Origin of the sequence: Acidovorax sp. (assembly GCF_047607405.1) — a bacterium.
Lineage (GTDB): Bacteria > Pseudomonadota > Gammaproteobacteria > Burkholderiales > Burkholderiaceae_C > Acidovorax.
Window position 1 is genome coordinate 1 of sequence record NZ_JASGDA010000078.1, and the last position, 18,113, is coordinate 18,113.

General features: G+C 70.2%; 11 protein-coding genes. 7 read left to right on the top strand and 4 right to left on the bottom strand.

The annotated features are described in order from the left end of the window. Positions 1-200, top strand: a 200-nt coding sequence (locus QM569_RS09165) for a transposase (protein WP_414986927.1), incomplete at its 5' end; no start/stop codon positions are given. A gap of 847 nt (positions 201-1,047) precedes the next feature. On the opposite strand, the gene QM569_RS09170 is transcribed toward QM569_RS09165, so the two are convergent. The 4 genes from QM569_RS09170 to QM569_RS09185 are packed head-to-tail and all read right to left on the bottom strand — an operon-like array spanning position 1,048 to position 8,586. Next, positions 1,048-1,674 (bottom strand): response regulator transcription factor, encoded by a 627-nt coding sequence (locus tag QM569_RS09170; RefSeq protein ID WP_414986928.1) that lies wholly within the window; start codon positions 1,672-1,674, stop codon positions 1,048-1,050. After that, the gene (locus QM569_RS09175; RefSeq protein ID WP_414986929.1) at positions 1,674-3,695 is read right to left on the bottom strand and encodes a sensor histidine kinase; all 2,022 of its coding nucleotides are present in this window, start codon (positions 3,693-3,695) and stop codon (positions 1,674-1,676) included. The genes QM569_RS09170 and QM569_RS09175 overlap by 1 nt, the downstream gene beginning before the upstream one ends. Further along, positions 3,692-4,507 carry a carbon-nitrogen hydrolase family protein gene (locus QM569_RS09180; protein WP_414986937.1) on the bottom strand — a complete coding sequence of 272 codons (816 nt, stop codon included), beginning with the start codon at positions 4,505-4,507 and terminating at the stop codon, positions 3,692-3,694. The genes QM569_RS09175 and QM569_RS09180 overlap by 4 nt, the downstream gene beginning before the upstream one ends. A 2-nt stretch (positions 4,508-4,509) precedes the next feature. Further along, positions 4,510-8,586: a YhdP family protein gene (locus QM569_RS09185; protein WP_414986930.1), complete on the bottom strand. Its 4,077-nt coding sequence runs from the start codon at positions 8,584-8,586 to the stop codon at positions 4,510-4,512. A gap of 98 nt (positions 8,587-8,684) precedes the next feature. Between QM569_RS09185 and glnE the strand changes: the two genes are divergently transcribed. From glnE to QM569_RS09215, 6 genes are all read left to right on the top strand, one after another. Further along, on the top strand, positions 8,685-11,402 hold the full coding sequence (glnE, locus tag QM569_RS09190) for a bifunctional [glutamate--ammonia ligase]-adenylyl-L-tyrosine phosphorylase/[glutamate--ammonia-ligase] adenylyltransferase (RefSeq protein WP_414986931.1): 2,718 nt from the start codon (positions 8,685-8,687) through the stop codon (positions 11,400-11,402). A gap of 75 nt (positions 11,403-11,477) precedes the next feature. Continuing rightward, positions 11,478-12,662 (top strand): DNA cytosine methyltransferase, encoded by a 1,185-nt coding sequence (locus QM569_RS09195; protein ID WP_414986932.1) that lies wholly within the window; start codon positions 11,478-11,480, stop codon positions 12,660-12,662. Next, a complete protein-coding gene (locus QM569_RS09200; protein WP_414986933.1) occupies positions 12,662-13,579 on the top strand; it encodes a NotI family restriction endonuclease in 918 nt (305 codons plus the stop codon). The genes QM569_RS09195 and QM569_RS09200 overlap by 1 nt, the downstream gene beginning before the upstream one ends. Positions 13,580-13,676: 97 nt before the next feature. Further along, the gene (locus QM569_RS09205) at positions 13,677-15,065 is read left to right on the top strand and encodes an efflux transporter outer membrane subunit (protein WP_414986934.1); all 1,389 of its coding nucleotides are present in this window, start codon (positions 13,677-13,679) and stop codon (positions 15,063-15,065) included. A gap of 72 nt (positions 15,066-15,137) precedes the next feature. Further along, positions 15,138-16,277: an efflux RND transporter periplasmic adaptor subunit gene (locus tag QM569_RS09210; RefSeq protein WP_414986935.1), complete on the top strand. Its 1,140-nt coding sequence runs from the start codon at positions 15,138-15,140 to the stop codon at positions 16,275-16,277. Between the two features lie 11 nt (positions 16,278-16,288). Continuing rightward, positions 16,289-18,113: efflux RND transporter permease subunit (locus QM569_RS09215; RefSeq protein ID WP_414986936.1), on the top strand; the 1,825-nt coding region annotated here is incomplete at its 3' end.

Below are 18,113 nucleotides of genomic sequence, written 5' to 3' on the forward strand. Positions count from 1 at the left end.
CCAACGAGAACACCAATGGACTGCTGCGCCAGTACTTCCCCAAGGGCACCGATCTGAGCGGCTACACCCAAGAGCAACTCGATGCCGTGGCTGATGAACTCAATGGCCGCCCCAGGATGACCCTGGGTTGGCGCAAGCCCATTGAGGTCTATGCCGAGCACTTGGCTCGATTGAGCCAGCAGTCAGACCCTGTACATTGAATATTTGTTGCACTTGGACTTGAAACCGCCCTTTTGGGATGGGCGTAATTAGCTATTGAATCTATAGCGTTGACTATTTTGAGTCCGAGCCACAAAGATTAGGTTTGGCTTCAGTTGGGTGCATGGTGCAACTCCACGTCACCTTACCCTGATCAAGCGTTGGCTCTTGCAACACATTGCTTCGTCTTACAGCTCGCTTGTCGTTTTGTCCTGGCTTTTTTACAAGTGTTTTTTTAGCACGTAGTTGATGCCGACCGCTTAAACCGCCAACAAACAAACTGCCAACACGAGTTTGGTCACAGGAGAGAGTGAGGCGCTTAGCACGGGGGCCAGCAGACCCATCCCCCCAAGCCCCCATGTCAAGACAGCAGGCACTTTGGATCGCATGGCCTCTAGCTCAATCGCACCAGCAAACAACGACAGAGCCAGGATCAATGCGCTGGCAATGATCGGATAGTTTTGAAACAGAGCACTCATCGCCTGCAACTACAGCTAGTCAATGCCATCACATTGGCCGTTGTCGCGTATGACGCAACGCCCAGCCCTCCCACTGCCAGTGCTTGACCTGATCTGAGTGCCATGGTGTTGGCGGCTGAACCAGCGGATAGCAAAGCAGAAGATGGGGTTCCACCAGCCATTCCAGTCGCCAAGCTCAAAGCATCCACAGTGGCTGAAACAGCCAGCGGCCCACCCACAAGAAGTCCTTTTGTTGCAGCAGAAGCGAACGTGCTGGACGCACGTCGTGCTGAAGGCCCAATGCGTCAGTGAAGCTCAAAGGGTTATCCCTTCTGATGTTCTTTACCCCGTATTCCTCAGCCCCTTGGCCCGCGCGCCAGCGGGGCCGACTCTAGACGTTGCGCAGCAAATTCGCCAGTTCCACCGCCGACTTGACCTGCATCTTGTCGAACACCCGCGAGCGGTGGACCTCCACCGTGCGCACGCTGATGTCCAACTGGTCGGCGATCAGCTTGTTGGGCAGGCCCGCCACCACCAGGTCCATCACGTCGCGCTCGCGGTCGGTCAGGTCTGCCAGGCGCACCTGCAGGTCGCTGCGCTCGCGCAACTGGGCCAGGCGCTGGGCGGACAGGGCCAGGGCCTGCTCGATGCGGTCCACCAGCGCGTTGTCGGAAAAGGGCTTCTCGCAGAAGTCGAACGCGCCGCGCTTGACGGCGTCCACCGCCGTGGGCACATCGGCGTGGCCAGTGAGAAAGATGACGGGCAGGGTCTGCAAATCGCCGCGCACGGCCAGCAGGTCGAACAGCGCCAGCCCGCTCATGCCGGGCATGCGCACGTCCAGCAGCAGGCAGCAGGGCTGGCGCTGCGCGGGGCGGCTGGCCAGCATGGCGTCGAAGGCTTCGGCGCTGTCGAACGATTCGCTGGGCAGCCTGCGCGAGCGCAGCAGCCAGGCCAGCGCCTCGCGCACGCTGGCGTCGTCGTCCACGATGTACACGGTGGCGTTGGTGGTGGGTTCCATCAGGAGGGATTGTTCCAGGGCGCCAGGGGCAGCGTAAAGGTGAAAACCGTACCACGCAGGCCGTTGGGCGCGAACCCGAGGAAGCCGCCGTGCTGCTCGATCACCGTGCGGCACAGCGACAGGCCCAGGCCCATGCCTTCGGCGCGGGTGGTGAAGAAGGGCGTGAACAGCCGGGCGGCCACGTCCTGCGGGATGCCGGTGCCCACGTCCGCCACCGCGAACTCGACCCAGCCGCCGTGCTGGTTGGACGCGGCGCGGCGCACGCACAGCGTGAGCACCCGGTCGCGCGCGGCGGGGTCGTCCATGGCCTGCATGGCGTTGCGCGCCAGGTTGAGCAGCACCTGCTCGACCATGGTGCGGTCGCACAGCACGGGGGGCAGGCCGGGCTCCAGTGCAGTGTCCACGCGCACGCCCAGCTTGCGCGCCTGCAGGCTGACCAGGGGCTGGATGGCGTCCAGCAGCTGCTGCGCGTGTACGGCCTCGCGTGCCTGGTCGCGGCGGCGCACGAAGTCGTGCACGCTCTTGATGACCTTGCCCGCGCGTTCCGCCTGGCGCGCGATGTGCTGCATGGCCATGCGCACGTCCTGCAGGTGCCCGGGCTCCGGGGTTTCGAGCAGGTTGATGGAGCCCGTGGCGTAGCTGGCGATGGCGGCCAGGGGCTGGTTCAGCTCGTGGCTCAGCAGCGAGGCCATCTCGCCCACGGTGGCCAGGCGCGCCGTGGCCTGCAGCCGCTCCTGCGAGGCGCGCGAGAGCTCTTCGACCCGGCGCTGTTCGCTGATGTCCAGGAAGGCGCTCATCCAGCCCGTGTGCTGGCCCTGGGCGTTGATGAGGGGCGCCTCGATGATGAGCACCGGAAAACGCGTGCCGTCCTTGCGCATGAAGACCGACTCGTAGCCCTCGCGCGGCGGCACCTGGCCCGCGAAGCGCACGGCCTGGCGCTGGCGGTATTCCTCGATGAACTCGGGCGGCCAGTACGGCGCGGGCACGGCGTTGCCCAGCAGCTCCTCGGGGGCGAAGCCCACCATGGCGCAGAACGCGGGGTTCACGTAGGTGATGCGGCCCTGCAGGTCGCGCGCGCGCAGGCCGGTGACCAGCGAGTCTTCCATGGCCTTGCGGAACGCCAGGGCATCGGCCAGGTCGCGCTCGGCGCGCAGGCGGCGGCGGTTGTCGCGCACCAGCACCACCATCACCGTGACCAGCGCGATCGACATGGCCGTGACCAGCGCGGTGAGCACGTTCGGGAACAGGCTGGGCGCGCTGTGCCAGGCATTCATGCGCAGTACCAGGGTAGCGCCGGGCAGGTCGATGAGCTGCTGCGCTGTGAACATGCGCGAGCCCCGGCGCGGCGAGCCCAGCGTGGCCAGCCGCGTGCCGTCGGCCTCGGTGAACGAGGCTTCCTGGCTGCGCGTGAGGCTGTGCGCCACCTGGTTGACCAGGATGTCCCGCAGCGCATAGGTGGCCACCAGGAAGCCGGTGGGGTGCCCGCTGGCGGCCACGGGCACGCACAGCTCCATCATCTCCGACCCCAGGCCGTCGCCGTGCGGCTGGAAGTAGCTGCTGGAGTACGACGGGCTGCCCAGGCGCCGCGCGTTGGCGCAGGCGATGGCGGCGTCCGAATGGCTGCCTTCGCGCATGCGCGCGTCCCAGGCCACGGGCCGGTAGGGCGACTGGGCATGGGCGCGCACGCGCAGGCTGCTGTCCCGCCATTCGATGCGCACCAGCTCGCGCCGGTCGCGCAGCAGCTCGGCGGCGTCGGCGTCCCAGGCCAGTGGGTCCACGTCGGCGGGGTGCAGGGCCTGCAGGCTTTGCAGGTTGCGCGCGAGCGCGGTGCGGATGTCGGACACGGCGTCGGTCGTGTCGCGTTCCAGGTGCGACTGCACCTGGCTGGCCTCGTAGCGCCCCGCCAGCCACACCAGGGTGGCGAGCATAGCGGCCACCAGCAGCACCAGCGCCGTCCACAGCGACCAGCGGCGCAACGCGCCGCGCCAGCGCCGCACCAGGGAGCGCAGGGCGATCGTCACAGCACCCTGTGCGACAGCGCGGGCAGCTGCAGGCGCACGCTGCGCACGCGCTCGGGGTCCAGCATGCCTGCCACCACGCCCGGGCCTTGTGCCTGCTGGGCCAGCACCGTGCCCCAGGGGTCGATCAGCATGCTGTGGCCCCAGGTGTGGCGCCCGTTCTCATGCACGCCGCCCTGCGCGGGCGCCAGCACGTAGGCCAGGTTCTCGATGGCGCGGGCGCGCAGCAGCACCTCCCAGTGCGCCTGGCCGGTGGTGTGGGTGAACGCGGCGGGCACCAGCAGCAGGTCACAGCCCGCCTGCGCGTGGCGGCGGTACAGCTCGGGAAAGCGCAGGTCGTAGCACACCGACAGGCCCACGCGCCAGCAGTGGCCGCCGCGCGAGGGCAGGTCGAACTGCACGGGCGCGCCGCCGGCCTCGATGACGCGGCCTTCGTCGTACCGTTCGCGTCCGTTGTCGAAATGAAAGAGGTGGATCTTGTCGTAGCGCGCCACGCAGTCGCCGCCGGGGTTGAACACCAGGGTGGTGTTGCGCACGCGGTCGGGGGCCTCGGTGCGCAGCGGCAGCGTGCCGCCCACGATCCACAGGCCCAGCTCGCGCGCGGCGGCGGCGAGAAAGCGCTGCACGGGGCCGTCGCCCTCGGCCTCGCGCCAGGCGAGCTTGTCGGTGTCCTGGTGGCCCATGGCGCAGAAGTATTCGGGCAGCACGGCCAGTTCGGCGCCGCCCCGGGCGGCCTGCTCCAGCAGCGCGCGGGCGGCGTCCAGGTTGTCGGCGAGCCGGGGGGTCGAGACCATCTGGAGGGCGGCGGCCTGCAGCGTCATGGGGTGTCTCCGGTTGTCTCGGCGGCGGGGGCGTCGTCGCGGGCGCGTCGCGGCACGCGCGCCACGCGCGGGTCGGACCACGTGCCGTCGATGCGGAATTCCTGGGTGGCGGCCTCGATGAGCGGCCCGCGCAGGAACATCTGCGCCAGGAAGCTGCCCAGGCCGATCACGGGGTTGATGGCGGTGGCCACCAGCGAGGCCGTCATGGCGTTGATCTCGGGCACCACCACCACGCGCAGGTCCTGCGTTTCGTGGTCGATGTCGGCGCTGCCTTCCATGAGCACGGCGGCGTTCACGCCCTTCATCTGCAGGTTGTTGGTGGTGGCCATACCCTGCTCGATGCGCACGTCGCCGCGCACGAAGTCGAACGCGAAGCCCTCGCTGAACACGTCGCGGAAGTCCAGCGTCAGCCGCCGTGGCAGCGACTGCAGGCTCAGCACCGAAAGCAGCTTGGCCAGGCCCGGGCCGGCCTTGAGGAACTGGCCGGACTCGACGTTGAGGTTGATCTGCCCCGTCATCGTGTGGTAGTCGGGACTGATGGGGGCGCCGATCCAGGCCACCTGGCCCTCCATGCGGCCCTTGCCCCGGCGCACCACGCCCGGCATGCCCATGCGGCCCAGCAGATCGCCCGTGTCGCGGATGTCGAGGCTGAAGTTCAGCACCGTGCGCCGCTCGGGCGACCGGGGGCCGGGCCCTTGCGCGCCGTGTACGGCCCAGTTGCCGTTGGCGGTGAAGCTGGCCTCGGGCGCGGTGATGTTGAACTTGGACAGGCGCCATTCGCGCTGCGCGCCCTCGCCGCCGCGGTTCTGGGCTTCCATTTCCACGCGGCCCAGGTGCTTGCCGCGCAGCTCGAATTCGTCCACCACGATGTCCAGTGCAGGCAGCGCGCCGGGCTGCTCGTCCAGCAGCGACTCGACCGCATTCGCGTCGCTCTGCGGCATGTTTACGCGTGCCAGGCGCGCGTACAGGCGCCCGGGGTCGGGGCGGTATTCCAGGTAGCCGTTCAACTCGGCGGCGTCCAGGTTGACGCGCCAGGTGGCGCCCTCGCGCTGCGCGCCCGCCACGATGTCGTGCAGGGTGCGGCCCTGCAGCGTGAGTTCGCGCGCGCGCAGGGCCAGCGTGGTGGGCAGGTAGTCCTGCGCCGCGCCCTGCGTGGCGGCGGCGCTCGCGGGGCCGGGCGCGGCCTGCGCCAGCGCCGCTTCCCAGGCGTCCACGTCCAGCTTGTCCTGGCGGATGTTGGCGGCCACGCCCTGGGCTGGCAGGGGCGCCGATTCCCCGTTCGACAGGCCCAGACCGATCGCGCCGCGCAGCACGCGCGGCTGGGGGCCGCTGAGGTCGCGCACATAGACGGCGGAGCCCAGTGCGCCCAGGTCCAGCGTGATCTGGTCGTGCAGCGGCGCGGCGGCGGACGCCAGCGACTCGCGCGCCACCTGGGTCTCGAAGCGCAGAGGCAAGGTGCTGTCGGCGCTCTTGCCCAGCGGGGCGGGCAGCGCCAGCGCCAGCCCCTGCAGGCTGGTGGACACCTGCACCTCGGGCACGCCCCGGCGCAAGGCCAGCGTCATGGCGTAGGGCGCGCTGCCCGTGGCGCGGCGCGCCAGCTGCGAAAGCATGCCCAGTTGCGGGGATGACTGCTGCAGCCCCTCCGCCGTGGCCGTGCCCGTGGCGCGCAGTTGCATCACCGGCTCGTGCGCCGTCGGCCCGTTGACTGCTGCGTTGGCGCGCATGCCGCCCTCCAGCCGCACGGGGCCGCCCAGCGCCTGCGCCTGCACGCCATTGAGCGTGAAGCCCGATTCCGTGAACTGCACGGTGCCCCGCAAGCGGCTCAGGGCGGGCGCGTCGGGCGTGATGCGCAGCTCGTTGCCCGCCAGGGTAACGCTGCCCTGAACCTTGGATTTGTCGATGTCGCCGATGGGCAGCGACAGGCGCAATTGAAAGTCTGCGTTGCCCGTGCCGCTGGCCTGGTCCAGCGCGCTGCCGGTCATGGCGCCCAGCGGCGAGGTGTGCATGAGCGCCAGCAGGTCGGCCAGCGGCCCGCGTGCGTCCGCACTCACGCCGACCACGGTGTGGGACAGGTCGGGAATGCGCGCTTCCACCTTCGACAGCCGCAGGCCCGACCGCCCCGCGAAGGCGGCGCTGGCGCCGCGCACCTGCATGGACGAGCGCTCGAAGACCAGCTCGCCCGACAGATCGGTGAGCGCGGGCCAGGGCAGGCTGCCCGCCGGTTGCAGCGCGGGCGGTACGTAGGCATAGGTCACGTCCTTCACGCGCGCGGCGATGCGGAATTCGCCCTGCCTGGGGTTGTCGAAGGGCAGATGCTGCAGGTCGCCCTTGACGCGGAACTGCACGCCGCTGGCGCTGCCCGCCACCACGGCGTCGCGCACGTAGTGGCGCGAATCGGCGGGTATGGACAGCGGCAGGTAGCGGTACACGCGCGTGCCGTTCGCCCGGCTCAGCGTGCCGGTCAGGTCCAGCACGCCGGGAAAGCGCGATGCATGCGCCACCTTGCGCTCGTCGCTGGTGTGCCAGCTCGCGCGCGCCTCGCCCTGCGCGTCGGCGTTGGCAAACTGCACGTCGTCGGCCTGCACCGCGATGCGGCTGCCGTCGATCTGCCAGCGCACGCTGGCGCTCAGGCGGTCCAGGGGCAGCACCGGCTCCTCGAACACGCCGGGCAGCACCAGCGCGCCGGACGCGATGGCGAGGGCCGCGCGGCCCCCGGCCTGCGTCATGTCGATGTCCACCGTGGCGCCGCGCAGGCCCGGGTGGGCGGGCTCGGCACCGCCTGCCGCGTCGGCGGCCAGGGCCAGGCCGCTGACCCGACCGCGCACGTGGTATTCCTGCAGCTGGTCCAGCGGGCCCTTCCAGGTGGCCTGCACCTCGTCCACCAGGCCCTGCGGCGCGTAGGCGCGCAGCGCGCCGTGCGCCGTGGCGGAGAGCGGCAGTCGGCTGGCGATCTGCGCCAGCGCGGCCAGGTCCAGGCGGTCGGCGCGGAACTCGCCCTGCGCGGGGGCCTTGCCCACGGCGGCGGTATGCACCAGCCGCAGGTTGCCGCCGGGCCAGGCCAGGCCGTCGTCGGTCTCGAACTGCAGGGCCTGCGTGGAGAACTCGAAACCGCCGTCCAGTCGGCGCCCGCCCAGCCGCCCCTGGATGGACGGCAGCACCAGCGCCTGCAAGTCCGGCCCCAGGGTGGCGCTGACATCGGCCAGCGCCAGGTCGGCCGTGCCGCCGACGATCTGCCCGCGCTGCACGTCGGCCCAGGCGCGCAGCGCGCCGCGCCCCTGGGCGACCTGAACCCCCACGTCGGCGTGGTGGCGCAGCTGCGCCACGTCCACGCGGGCAAAGTCGGCGAACACCTGGCCGCTCCAGTGCTTCCAGTTGCCGTCGCGCGCGCTCAGCAGGGGTGCGCGAAACAGCCCCACCACGGTAAAGCGGTCGCCCCAGGCCAGGGGCGGCGTGGCGTCCAGGCGCATGTGGTGGTACCAGTTGCCGTTGCGCAGCAGCAGGTCCACCTTCTCCAGCGCCAGCGTCGGGGCGCCGCGCTGCTCGTCGGTCCAGCGCAGCGTGCCGCCCCGGACGAACACCTCGCCCTGCGAGAACAGCCAGTCGGCGGCGGCGCTGCTGTCGGCGTCCTGGCTTTTCGAGAAGTCCAGGCCCGCCACGAAGATGCGGCCATCGGCGGCGCGGCGCACGTCCAGCTCGGGCCCCTCGATGTAGAGCTGCTCGAAGCCGCCGTTGAGCAGCGAGCGCGGCGACAGCGCCAGCACCACGCGCGGCAGGCGCAGCGCCGCGCGGCCCGCGCCGTCCAGCAGCGCCACGTCCGACAGCTCCACCGACGGGATCAACCCCTCGGCGTGCGCGGTGATCGCGCCGATCCGCACGGGAACCCCCAAAGCCCGTGCGGCATGCGTTTCCAGTTGTGGGCGGAAGTCCCCGATTCGCGGCACAATCCAGCCGTGCAAGGCCCCCCAGGCGATGGTCAGCAGCAGCCAGAAGGCCAGCATCAAACCCAGTGACCACCGCGCAAGACCAGCCATGAATTTCAGCAGGCGTGTGGGGTGCGTGGCGGGAGCGATCATGGTGGGATTGAAAGTGGCAGGAATTATGACCCGCGCCCCTCGTGCGGGTTCACTACGAACGAGTGTCCTTGTGTATGCGGCCGCGTGCCCAGTCCGTCATGTCCTCTGAACCCCTGGCCCCGCATTCGCGCTTCTACCAGCGGCTGCAGCGCCGCTACGGCGACGACCTGCCCCTCTTGCCCCCCGGCCCTCCCGTGCGCGCCACCATGGCCCAGGCGTGCGAGGCGCTGCGCGCGCGCGGCTGCGACACGGGCGCCGCCCTGCGCGTGGTGCGCCAACTGGTCATGGAGCGGCTGATCCGGCTCGACTGCGACGAAGCCGCGCCGCTGTCCGACATCACCCGCGCCGTGACCGAACTGGCCGAACTGGCGCTTCATCATGCCTGCCAGCAGGCCCGCAAGGAACTGGACGCGCGCCACGGCGCGCCGCGCGGGCCGGACGGCCAGCCCGTGCAGCTGTGGGTCATCGGCATGGGCAAGCTGGGCGCGCGCGAGCTGAACGTGTCCAGCGACATCGACCTGATCTACGTCTATGAGCACGACGGCGAGACGGCGGGCACGCCCGACGGCAGGGGCCGCATCTCCAACCACGAATACTTCGCGCGCGCCGTCAAGGCCATCTACAGCCTGGTGGGCGACACCACCGAGCACGGCTTCGTCTTTCGCGTGGACCTGGCGCTGCGGCCCAACGGCAACTCCGGCCCGTCCGCCGTGTCGCTGGCGGCGCTGGAAGAGTATTTGCAGGTGCAGGGCCGCGAATGGGAGCGCTTCGCCTGGCTCAAAAGCCGCGTGGTCGCGCCGCGCGACTGCATCGCCAGCGCCGAGGTGCAGGCCCTGCGCGGCGTGGTGCTGCCCTTCGTGTTCCGCCGCTACCTGGACTACAGCGTGTTCGATTCACTGCGCACGCTGCACCGACAGATCCGCGACCACGCCGCCAAGCGCAGCGCGGGCCACCCCGAGCGCGCCAACGACGTGAAGCTCTCGCGCGGCGGCATCCGCGAGATCGAATTCACCGTGCAGCTTTTGCAGGTGGTGCGCGGCGGCCAGTTCCCCGAGCTGCGCACGCGCCCCACGCTCGAAGGGCTGCAGCGCCTGGCGCGCGCGGGCCTCATGCCGCAGGCGACCGCCGACGCCCTGGCCCGCGCCTACGAGTTCCTGCGCCGCGTGGAGCACCGCATCCAGTACCTGGACGACCAGCAGACCCACATGCTGCCCACGCGCGACGACGACCTGGCCTGGATCGCCCGCACCATGGGCCATGACAACTGCTGCACCTTCCTGCACGAGCTGGACGCGCACCGCGAGCTGGTCGCGCAGGAGTTCGACACCCTGCTCGGCGGCGCGGGCAAGAAGCAATGCAGCGGCGGCGGCTGCGGCGGCCCGCGTGCCGCCGCGCCGCCCCCGCCGGAGTTCGACGCCCTGCTCGCGCAATTGCCCCCGGCCTTTCGCGAGCGCGTGACCGAATGGCGCAACCACCCGCGCGTGGCGGGCCTGCGCGACGAGGCCCGCGCGCGCCTGCTGCGCCTGGTGCAGCGCACCGCGCAGTGGCTGAAGGAAGAGCGCGTGACCGAAGAAGCCGCGCTGCGCCTGGCCAACTGGCTGGAGCCCCTGCTGCGCCGCGAAAGCTATCTGGCGCTGCTGCTGGAGCGCCCCTCGGTGCATGAGCAGCTTCTGCACCTGCTGGGCGCCGCCAAATGGCCCGCGCGCTACATGCTGCAGCACCCCGGCGTGATCGACGAGCTGGCGGGCGACGCCCTGCTGGCCGAGCGCTTCGTGGCGGCCGACTTCGAGCGCGAACTGGCCCTGCGCCTGGCTTCGCTGCAGTCCACCGGCGAGGACGACGACGAAACCCTGCTCAACCTGCTGCGCCGCGCCCAGCACGCCGAAACCTTCCGCACGCTGGCGCGCGACGTGGAGCGGCGCATCACCGTCGAGCAGGTGGCGGACGACCTCTCGGCCTTGGCCGACAGCGTGCTGCGCATCACCACCCAGTGGTGCTGGAGCCGCCTCAAGACCCGCCACCGCGACAGCCCGCAGTTCGCCATCATCGGCTACGGCAAGCTCGGCGGAAAGGAGCTGGGCTACGGCAGCGACCTGGACATCGTCTTCGTCTTCGACGACGACGACGAGCGCGCCAGCGAGGTCTATGCCGCCTTCGTGCGCAAGCTCATCAACTGGCTCACCGTCAAGACGGGCGAGGGCGACCTGTACGAGATCGACACCGCCCTGCGCCCCAACGGCAGCTCGGGCCTGCTGGTCACCAGCTTCGACGCCTACGCCAACTACCAGCAGCGCCGGGGCAGCAACACCGCCTGGACCTGGGAGCACCAGGCCATGACGCGCGCGCGCTTCGTGCTCGGCAGCGAGGCCCTGCAGGCGCGCTTCGACGCCGTGCGCGAGGCCGTCATCACGTCCGAGCGCGACCCGGCGGCGCTGCGCGAGGAGATCGTACTCATGCGCGAGCGCGTGCGCGCGGCCCACCCCACGCGCGCGGGGCAGTTCGACGTGAAGCACAGCCCCGGCGGCATGGTGGACGCCGAATTCGCCGTGCAATACCTGGTGCTGTCCCAGTCCGCCACCCACCCCGCGCTGCGCGACAACGTGGGCAACATCGCCCTGCTGCAGCGCGCCGAACAGGCGGGCCTGCTGCCGCCCGGCGTGGGCACGGCGGCGGCCGACGCCTACCGCGAACTGCGCCGCGTGCAGCACCTGGCCCGCCTGGACGAAGCCCCCACCCAGGTCGCGCCGCCCGCGCTGCAGGCCGAGCGTGATGCGGTGCTGGCGCTGTGGCAGGCGGTGTTTGGGCGCACGGCATGATTGCTACTTATTTTATAGCTGATTGCGCTTACAGCGATTGGGCTGGAGGGTTATATGACTTTGAATGCTCTTGATTTGTTCGCCGGTGCTGGCGGCCTGTCCGAAGGGCTGCGTGAAGCAGGCTTTACCAGCCTGTACGCGAATGAAATCTCTCCACGGTATGCGCGCACTTTCGCAGCCAACCACCCGCGCACGCTGGTGGACAGCCGCGACATCCGCCAGGTGGACGCGGGCCAGGTGCGTGAGCGCCTTGGGCTGCGCCCCGGAGCGCTGGACCTCATCGCGGGCGGCCCGCCATGCCAGGGGTTTTCCATCAACGCGCCCAAGCGCTCCACCGAGGATTCACGCAACCACTTGTTCCGCGAATACCTGCGTTTTGTCTCAGAGTTCCAGCCGCGTGCGGTGCTGATCGAGAACGTCCCTGGCATGGTGTCCTTCGAGGGCGGGGACACGCTGGATGCGATTCTTGAATCACTGCGGCAACTGGGTTACGACGCCGACGTTCGCATCCTGTATGCGCCGCATTACGGTGTGCCGCAGATGCGCTGGCGCACGATCATCCTGGGTTCCCGCGAAGGCATTCGCCCGGCGGATTTCTTCCCGGAGCCGTTGCGCCAGGCACCGGTACGGGTCAATTTCACGTCGCAATTCGGGGGCCGGAACCTGGTTGCGCTTCCACGTTCGCTGGAACTGCCCTCGCATGTGACCGTGAAGGACGCCATCCACGATCTGCCCGCCTTGCGCAACGGCGAACTGGGCGCCCCCGAAAAGCCCTACCGTTTTGCCGCAAGCAACGCCTATCAATGCTTGATGCGCGAAGGCTCCAGCATGGTCACATGCCATGAAGCTGCGCGCCTGAGCAGCGTCAACCTGGAACGTCTTGCGCACATTCCACCGGGCGGCAACTGGACGGACATTCCTGAAGCCCTGTTGCCCAAGGGCATGCGCGCAGCGCGCCGCAGCGACCACACCAAGCGCTATGGCCGCGTACACCCCGACGGGCTGGCGTCCACCATCCTCACCAAATGCGACCCCCATTGGGGCGCATATTTTCATTACGAGCAGGACCGCGCCTTCACCGTGCGCGAAGCGGCGCGGCTGCAGTCCTTTCCCGACACTTATCAGTTCCTCGGCTCTCGCGTCGAGCAGTATGAGCAGGTCGGCAATGCCGTTCCGCCGCTGTTGGGCGCGGCCATTGGGCGGTGCATGGCGCAGGCCCTGAAAGGCACCGCCAGCACGCACAAGCGCAGGGCGGCCTGATGGCTGGCACGGTATGGGAGTTCTTTGGCTATCGCGCCGAAGACAGCTCTGCAGCAGCCGTTGCAGCGGCGCGTGACAGGCAATGCCCCTATCTGGGCGAGACGTGCGAGAAGCGCCTGAGCGACGGAGAAATCTCCGGCGTCTGCGCCATCAAGCCTGCCACATCCCCACCGGTGATCTGCTGCCCGATCCGGCTGTATGCCGACGGCTATCGCGTCTTGCACGACGTGGCACGCATCGCTTTCGGTGCGGGCCTGCCGCTCATCGCGGGCGGCGGCGCCGCAGCCACAGCGCGGGAGACGGGCCAGCCCGCTGTCGCGGTATTCGGCAAGCGCTGGGGTGGCGAGTTGCGCCTGCCGCAAAAAGACGGCGCTGGCAGCTACTTCGTCGATTGGGTGCTGGCACTGCTGGATGCCGATGGGCAGTTGCAGGAGTTCGTCGCGGTGGAGGTGCAGACCATCGACACCACCGGCAACTACCGCAACGGCCGCGAGGCCCTGCTCGACGGGGCGCGCCGCGTGCAAAAAACCACCGCTGGGCTGAACTGGGAGAACGTCAACAAGCGCATCCTGCCGCAACTGATCTACAAGGGCCAGGTGTTGCAACGCGAGGCGCTGTGCCGCAAGGGCCTGTTCTTCGTCTCGCCCACGCCGGTCTATGACCGCATCATGTCCCGCCTTGGCGGGGCTGGCGGACTGATCCGCTACGCGCTGCAACCGGCCTCCATCACGTTTCTCGCCTATGACCATGCTCTGGATGCAGGCATGGCAAGCGGTTCGCTGGTCTCGCTGCAGGCGCACCCGCCACATTCGACGACGGTTTACAAGGTGCAGGAAGCATTCAACAACGTCACCCTTCCCGATGAGAACGTGTACCGTGACGCCATCGTTGCAGCCCTGGGTGCGAGAGTGCAATGACTCCTGATTCAATAGCTGCACCCCCAATATCTACGGGCGCCAGGGCCGTATTTGGTTCATATCTCCCTGGCCGCCTAACCGTCCATTCCAACAACGCATGAAGCTCCGAAGATCATCCATCCTCGCCACCTGCCTGCCCCTGCTGCTGGGCGCCTGCGCCGCCACGGCGCCGCCTGCGCGGGTCGAGGCGCCGGTGGCCGCCGCCTGGCAGGCCCCGCTGCCGCACCACGGCTCGCTGGGCGACATGGCCCGGTGGTGGACACAGCTGGGCGACCCGCTGCTGGTGGAGCTGATCGAGGCCGCCCAGGCCGTCAGCCCCGGCGTGGCGCAGGCGCAATCGCGCATCGCGCAGGCGCGGGCCACGCAGGCCGCCAGCCGGGCGGCGCTGCTGCCGTCGCTGGACGGGCAGGCCAGCGCCAGCCGGGGCTTCAACGAGCAAATCCTCAGCGTCGCCACCACGGCGCAGGCGGGGCTGCAGGCCAGTTGGGAGATCGACCTGTTCGGCGCCAACCGCGCCGCCCAGGCCGCCGCCGACGAGCGCCTGGCCGGTGCCCAGGCGCTGTGGCACGAGGCCCGCGTGAGCGTGGCCGCCGAGGTGGCGCTGCAGCTGAGCAGCCTGCGCAGTTGCCTGGAGCAGCTCTCGGTGGCCGAGCGCGACGCGCAGTCGCGCGGCGAGACCTCGCGCCTGGCCGACCAGAGCGAGCGCGCAGGGTTCACCGCCCCTGCCGCTGCGGCCCTGGCGCGCGCCAGCGCCGCCGAGGCCCAGGCGCGCACGGCGCAGCAGCGCATGCTGTGCGACGTGGACTTCAAGACCCTGGCCGCGCTGACCGGCTGGCAAGAAACCGCCCTGCGCGCACGCATCGCCACGCCAGTGCCGCCCGCGCCCGACGCGCTGTTCACCATCGCCGCCCTGCCCGCCCAGGTGCTGGCCCAGCGGCCCGACGTGTACAACGCCGAGCGCGAGGTGGCCGCCGCCAGCGCCGACGTGGGCAGCGCCCAGGCCCAGCGCTACCCGCGCCTGGCCCTGTCCGGGTCGGTGGGCCGCGCCTGGGTGCGCACCGGCGGCGCCACGATGGACCTGAACACCTGGAGCATCGGCCCGCTGGCGCTGACCGTGCCGCTGTTCGACGGCGGGCGCCGCGCGGCGCAGGTGGATGCGGCGCAGGCGCGCTACGACGAGGCCGCCGCGCTGTACCGCGCCCGGGTGCGCCAGGCGGTGAGCGAGGTCGAGCAGGCGCTGGTGCGGCTGCACAGCACCGCCGAGCGCAACGCCAGCGCGCGCGCCGCCGCCCTGGGCTACCGTGCCTCGTTCGACGCCACCGAGGCGCGCTGGCGCGGCGGCCTGGCCAGCCTGGTGGAGCTGGAGGACGCCCGCCGCACCCTGCTCGCCGCCGAGAACGCGCTGGTCGCCCTGCGGCACGAGCGCCAGGCGGCTTGGGTGGCCCTGTACCGCGCTGCGGGCGGCGGGTGGCAAGTGCCACAGTAACTCCTTTTTTGATAGCTGCTTGTGCTTGCTGCATAAGCGATAGAGGCCAATTTCATTCATATTTTCTACGCCATGCAACGCCTTCAACGCACCCCTGCCTTCATCGCCGCCGCCGCGCTGTGCGCGCTGGTGGCCAGCGCCGTCCTGCCGTCCCGGGCGGCGGACGACAAGCCCGCCGCACAGCCGCGCCCGGCCCTGGCCGTGACCACGGTGGCGCCGCAGCGCGGCGCCGTCACCCTGCGCCTGCCCGCCAACGGCAACGTGGCCGCGTGGCAGGAGGCCAGCATCGGCGCCGAATCCAACGGCCTGCGCCTCTTGGACGTGCGCGTGAACGTGGGCGACGTGGTCAAGGCCGGGCAGGTGCTCGCCACCTTCGCCACCGAGACGGTGCAGGCCGACGTGGCCCAGGCCCGCGCCAGCCTGGCCGAGGCGCAGGCCGCCGCCGCCGAGGCCCAGGCCAACGCCGAGCGCGCGCGCACCCTGTCGGCCACGGGGGCGCTCAGCGCGCAGCAGATCCAGCAGTACGCCACGGCGGCACAGACGGGCCTGGCCCGCGTGGAGGCCGCGCAGGCGCAGCTGCGCGCGCAGCAGCTGCGGCTGGCGCACACGCGAGTTTTGGCGCCGGACAACGGCGTCATCTCCGCCCGCAGCGCCACCGTGGGCGCCGTGGTGGGCGCGGGCACCGAGCTGTTTCGCATGGTGCGGCGCGGGCGGCTGGAGTGGCGCGCCGAGGTGGCGTCCAGCGAGCTGCCGCGCATCAAAACCGGCATGCAGGCCGAGGTGGTGGCCGCCAGCGGCGCCAAGGTGACGGGCACGGTGCGCAGCATCGCGCCCACGGTGGACCCGCAGACGCGCAACGCGCTGGTCTATGTGGACCTGCCCCCGCACGCTGACGTGCGCGCGGGCATGTTCGCGCGCGGCGACTTTTTGCTGGGCGGGCGCGACGCGCTCACGGTGCCGCAGTCGGCCATCGTGGTGCGCGACGGCTTCAGCGCCGTGTTCGTGCTGGGCGAGGGCAGCCGCGTGCAGCTGCGCCGCGTGCAGACCGGCCAGCGCACGGGCGACCGCGTGGAGGTGCTGGACGGCCTGCCCGCGGGCGCGGCCATCGTCGAGCGCGGGGGCGCCTTTCTGAACGACGGCGACCTGGTGCGTGTTTCAGAGCCAAAACAGGCTCCAGCGCTTACTGGTAAAGCGCCAGAAGCTAGCAAATAAGGAGCATCGGAATGAACCTTTCCGCCTGGTCGATCAGGAACCCGATTCCTGCGGCGATGCTGTTCGTGCTGCTCACGCTGGCGGGGCTGATGTCCTTCCGCGCGATGAAGGTGCAGAACTTTCCGGACATGGACCTGCCCGTGGTCGTGGTCACGGCGCAGTTGCCCGGCGCGGCGCCGGGGCAGCTGGAGAGCGACGTGGCGCGCAAGATCGAGAACGCCATCGCCACGCTGCAGGGCGTCAAGCACATCACCAGCACGCTGACCGACGGCGTGGCGACCATCGCCACCGAGTTCCGGCTGGAGAAGCCCGTGCAGGAGGCCGTGGACGACGTGCGATCCGCCGTCAGCCGCGTGCGCGCCGACCTGCCCGCCGACGTGCGCGACCCCATCGTCGCCAAGCTGGAGCTGAGCGCCCAGCCCATCCAGGCGTATGCCGTGGGGTCGAGCCAAATGGATGACGAGGCGCTGTCGTGGTTTGTCGATGACACGCTCACACGCCGCCTGCTGGCCGTGCCGGGCGTGGGCGGCGTGACGCGCGTGGGCGGCGTGGCGCGCGAGGTGCGCGTGGCGCTGGATGCCGAGCGCATGCAGGCGCTGCAGGTGACGGCGGCGGACGTGTCGCGCCGCCTGCGCCAGGTGCAGATGGACAGCGCCGGAGGCCGCGTGGACTTAGGGGGCGCCGAGCAGCCCGTGCGCACCATCGCCACCGTGCAGACGGCCCAGGAGATCGGCGCGCTGGAGGTCGCCCTCTCCAATGGCCGCCACGTGCGGCTCGACCAGATCGCCGCCATCTCCGACACCGTGGCCGAGCCGCGCGCGGCGGCATTGCTGGACGGCAAGGCGGTCATCGGCTTCGAGGTCTCGCGCAGCCGGGGCGCGAGCGAGGTCGAGGTGGGCGCGGGCGTGCAGAAGGTGCTGGATCAGCTCAAGGCCGACTTCCCGCACCTCACGCTCACGCGCACGGTGGACTTCGTGGACATCGCGCGGGACGAGTACGGCAGCTCCATGCGCCTGCTGTACGAGGGCGCCATCCTGGCGGTGATCGTGGTGTGGCTGTTCTTGCGCGACTGGCGCGCGACCATCGTGTCTGCCGTGGCGCTGCCGCTGTCGGTGATACCGGCCTTCATCGGCATGCACTACCTGGGCTTTTCCATCAACATCATCACGCTGCTGGCGCTGTCGCTGGTGGTGGGCATTTTGGTGGACGACGCCATCGTGGAGGTGGAGAACATCGTGCGCCACCTGCGCATGGGCAAGACGCCGTACCAGGCGGCCATGGAAGCGGCGGACGAGATCGGCCTGGCCGTCATCGCCACCACCTTCACACTGATCGCGGTGTTTTTGCCCACGGCCTTCATGGCGGGCATTCCGGGGCGGTTCTTCAAGCAGTTCGGCTGGACGGCGGCGCTGGCGGTGTTCGCGTCGCTCGTGGTGGCGCGGCTGCTCACGCCCATGATGGCGGCGTACATCATGAAGCCCATCGTGGCGCTGGAGAAAGAGCCGCGCTGGCTGGCGGCGTACATGCGCGCGTCGGGCTGGTGCCTCAGGCACCGCTTCTTGACGCTGCTGGGCGCGCTGGCGTTCTTCGCGGCCTCGCTGGCGCTGATCCCGCTGCTGCCCTCGGGCTTCATCCCGCCCGACGACAACGCACAGACGCAGGTCACGCTGGAGCTGCCGCCCGGCAGCACCCTGGCCGACACGCGCGCGGCGGTGGGCCAGGCCAGCGAGCGCATCTTGCGCGACGTGGGCCACGTCGAGAGCATCTACACCGCCATCGGCGGCGGCGCGGCAGGCGCCGACCCGTTCGCGGGCGGCGGCGCGGCCGAGGCGCGCC

What these genes read in the sequence shown, in the direction of transcription:
- QM569_RS09210 (WP_414986935.1), top strand. Translation starts at nt 15,138, where the DNA reads ATGCAACGCCTTCAACGCACCCCTGCCTTCATCGCCGCCGCCGCGCTG.
- QM569_RS09185 (WP_414986930.1), bottom strand. Translation starts at nt 8,586, where the DNA reads ATGATCGCTCCCGCCACGCACCCCACACGCCTGCTGAAATTCATGGCT.
- QM569_RS09170 (WP_414986928.1), bottom strand. Translation starts at nt 1,674, where the DNA reads ATGGAACCCACCACCAACGCCACCGTGTACATCGTGGACGACGACGCC.
- QM569_RS09205 (WP_414986934.1), top strand. Translation starts at nt 13,677, where the DNA reads ATGAAGCTCCGAAGATCATCCATCCTCGCCACCTGCCTGCCCCTGCTG.
- glnE (WP_414986931.1), top strand. Translation starts at nt 8,685, where the DNA reads ATGTCCTCTGAACCCCTGGCCCCGCATTCGCGCTTCTACCAGCGGCTG.
- QM569_RS09200 (WP_414986933.1), top strand. Translation starts at nt 12,662, where the DNA reads ATGGCTGGCACGGTATGGGAGTTCTTTGGCTATCGCGCCGAAGACAGC.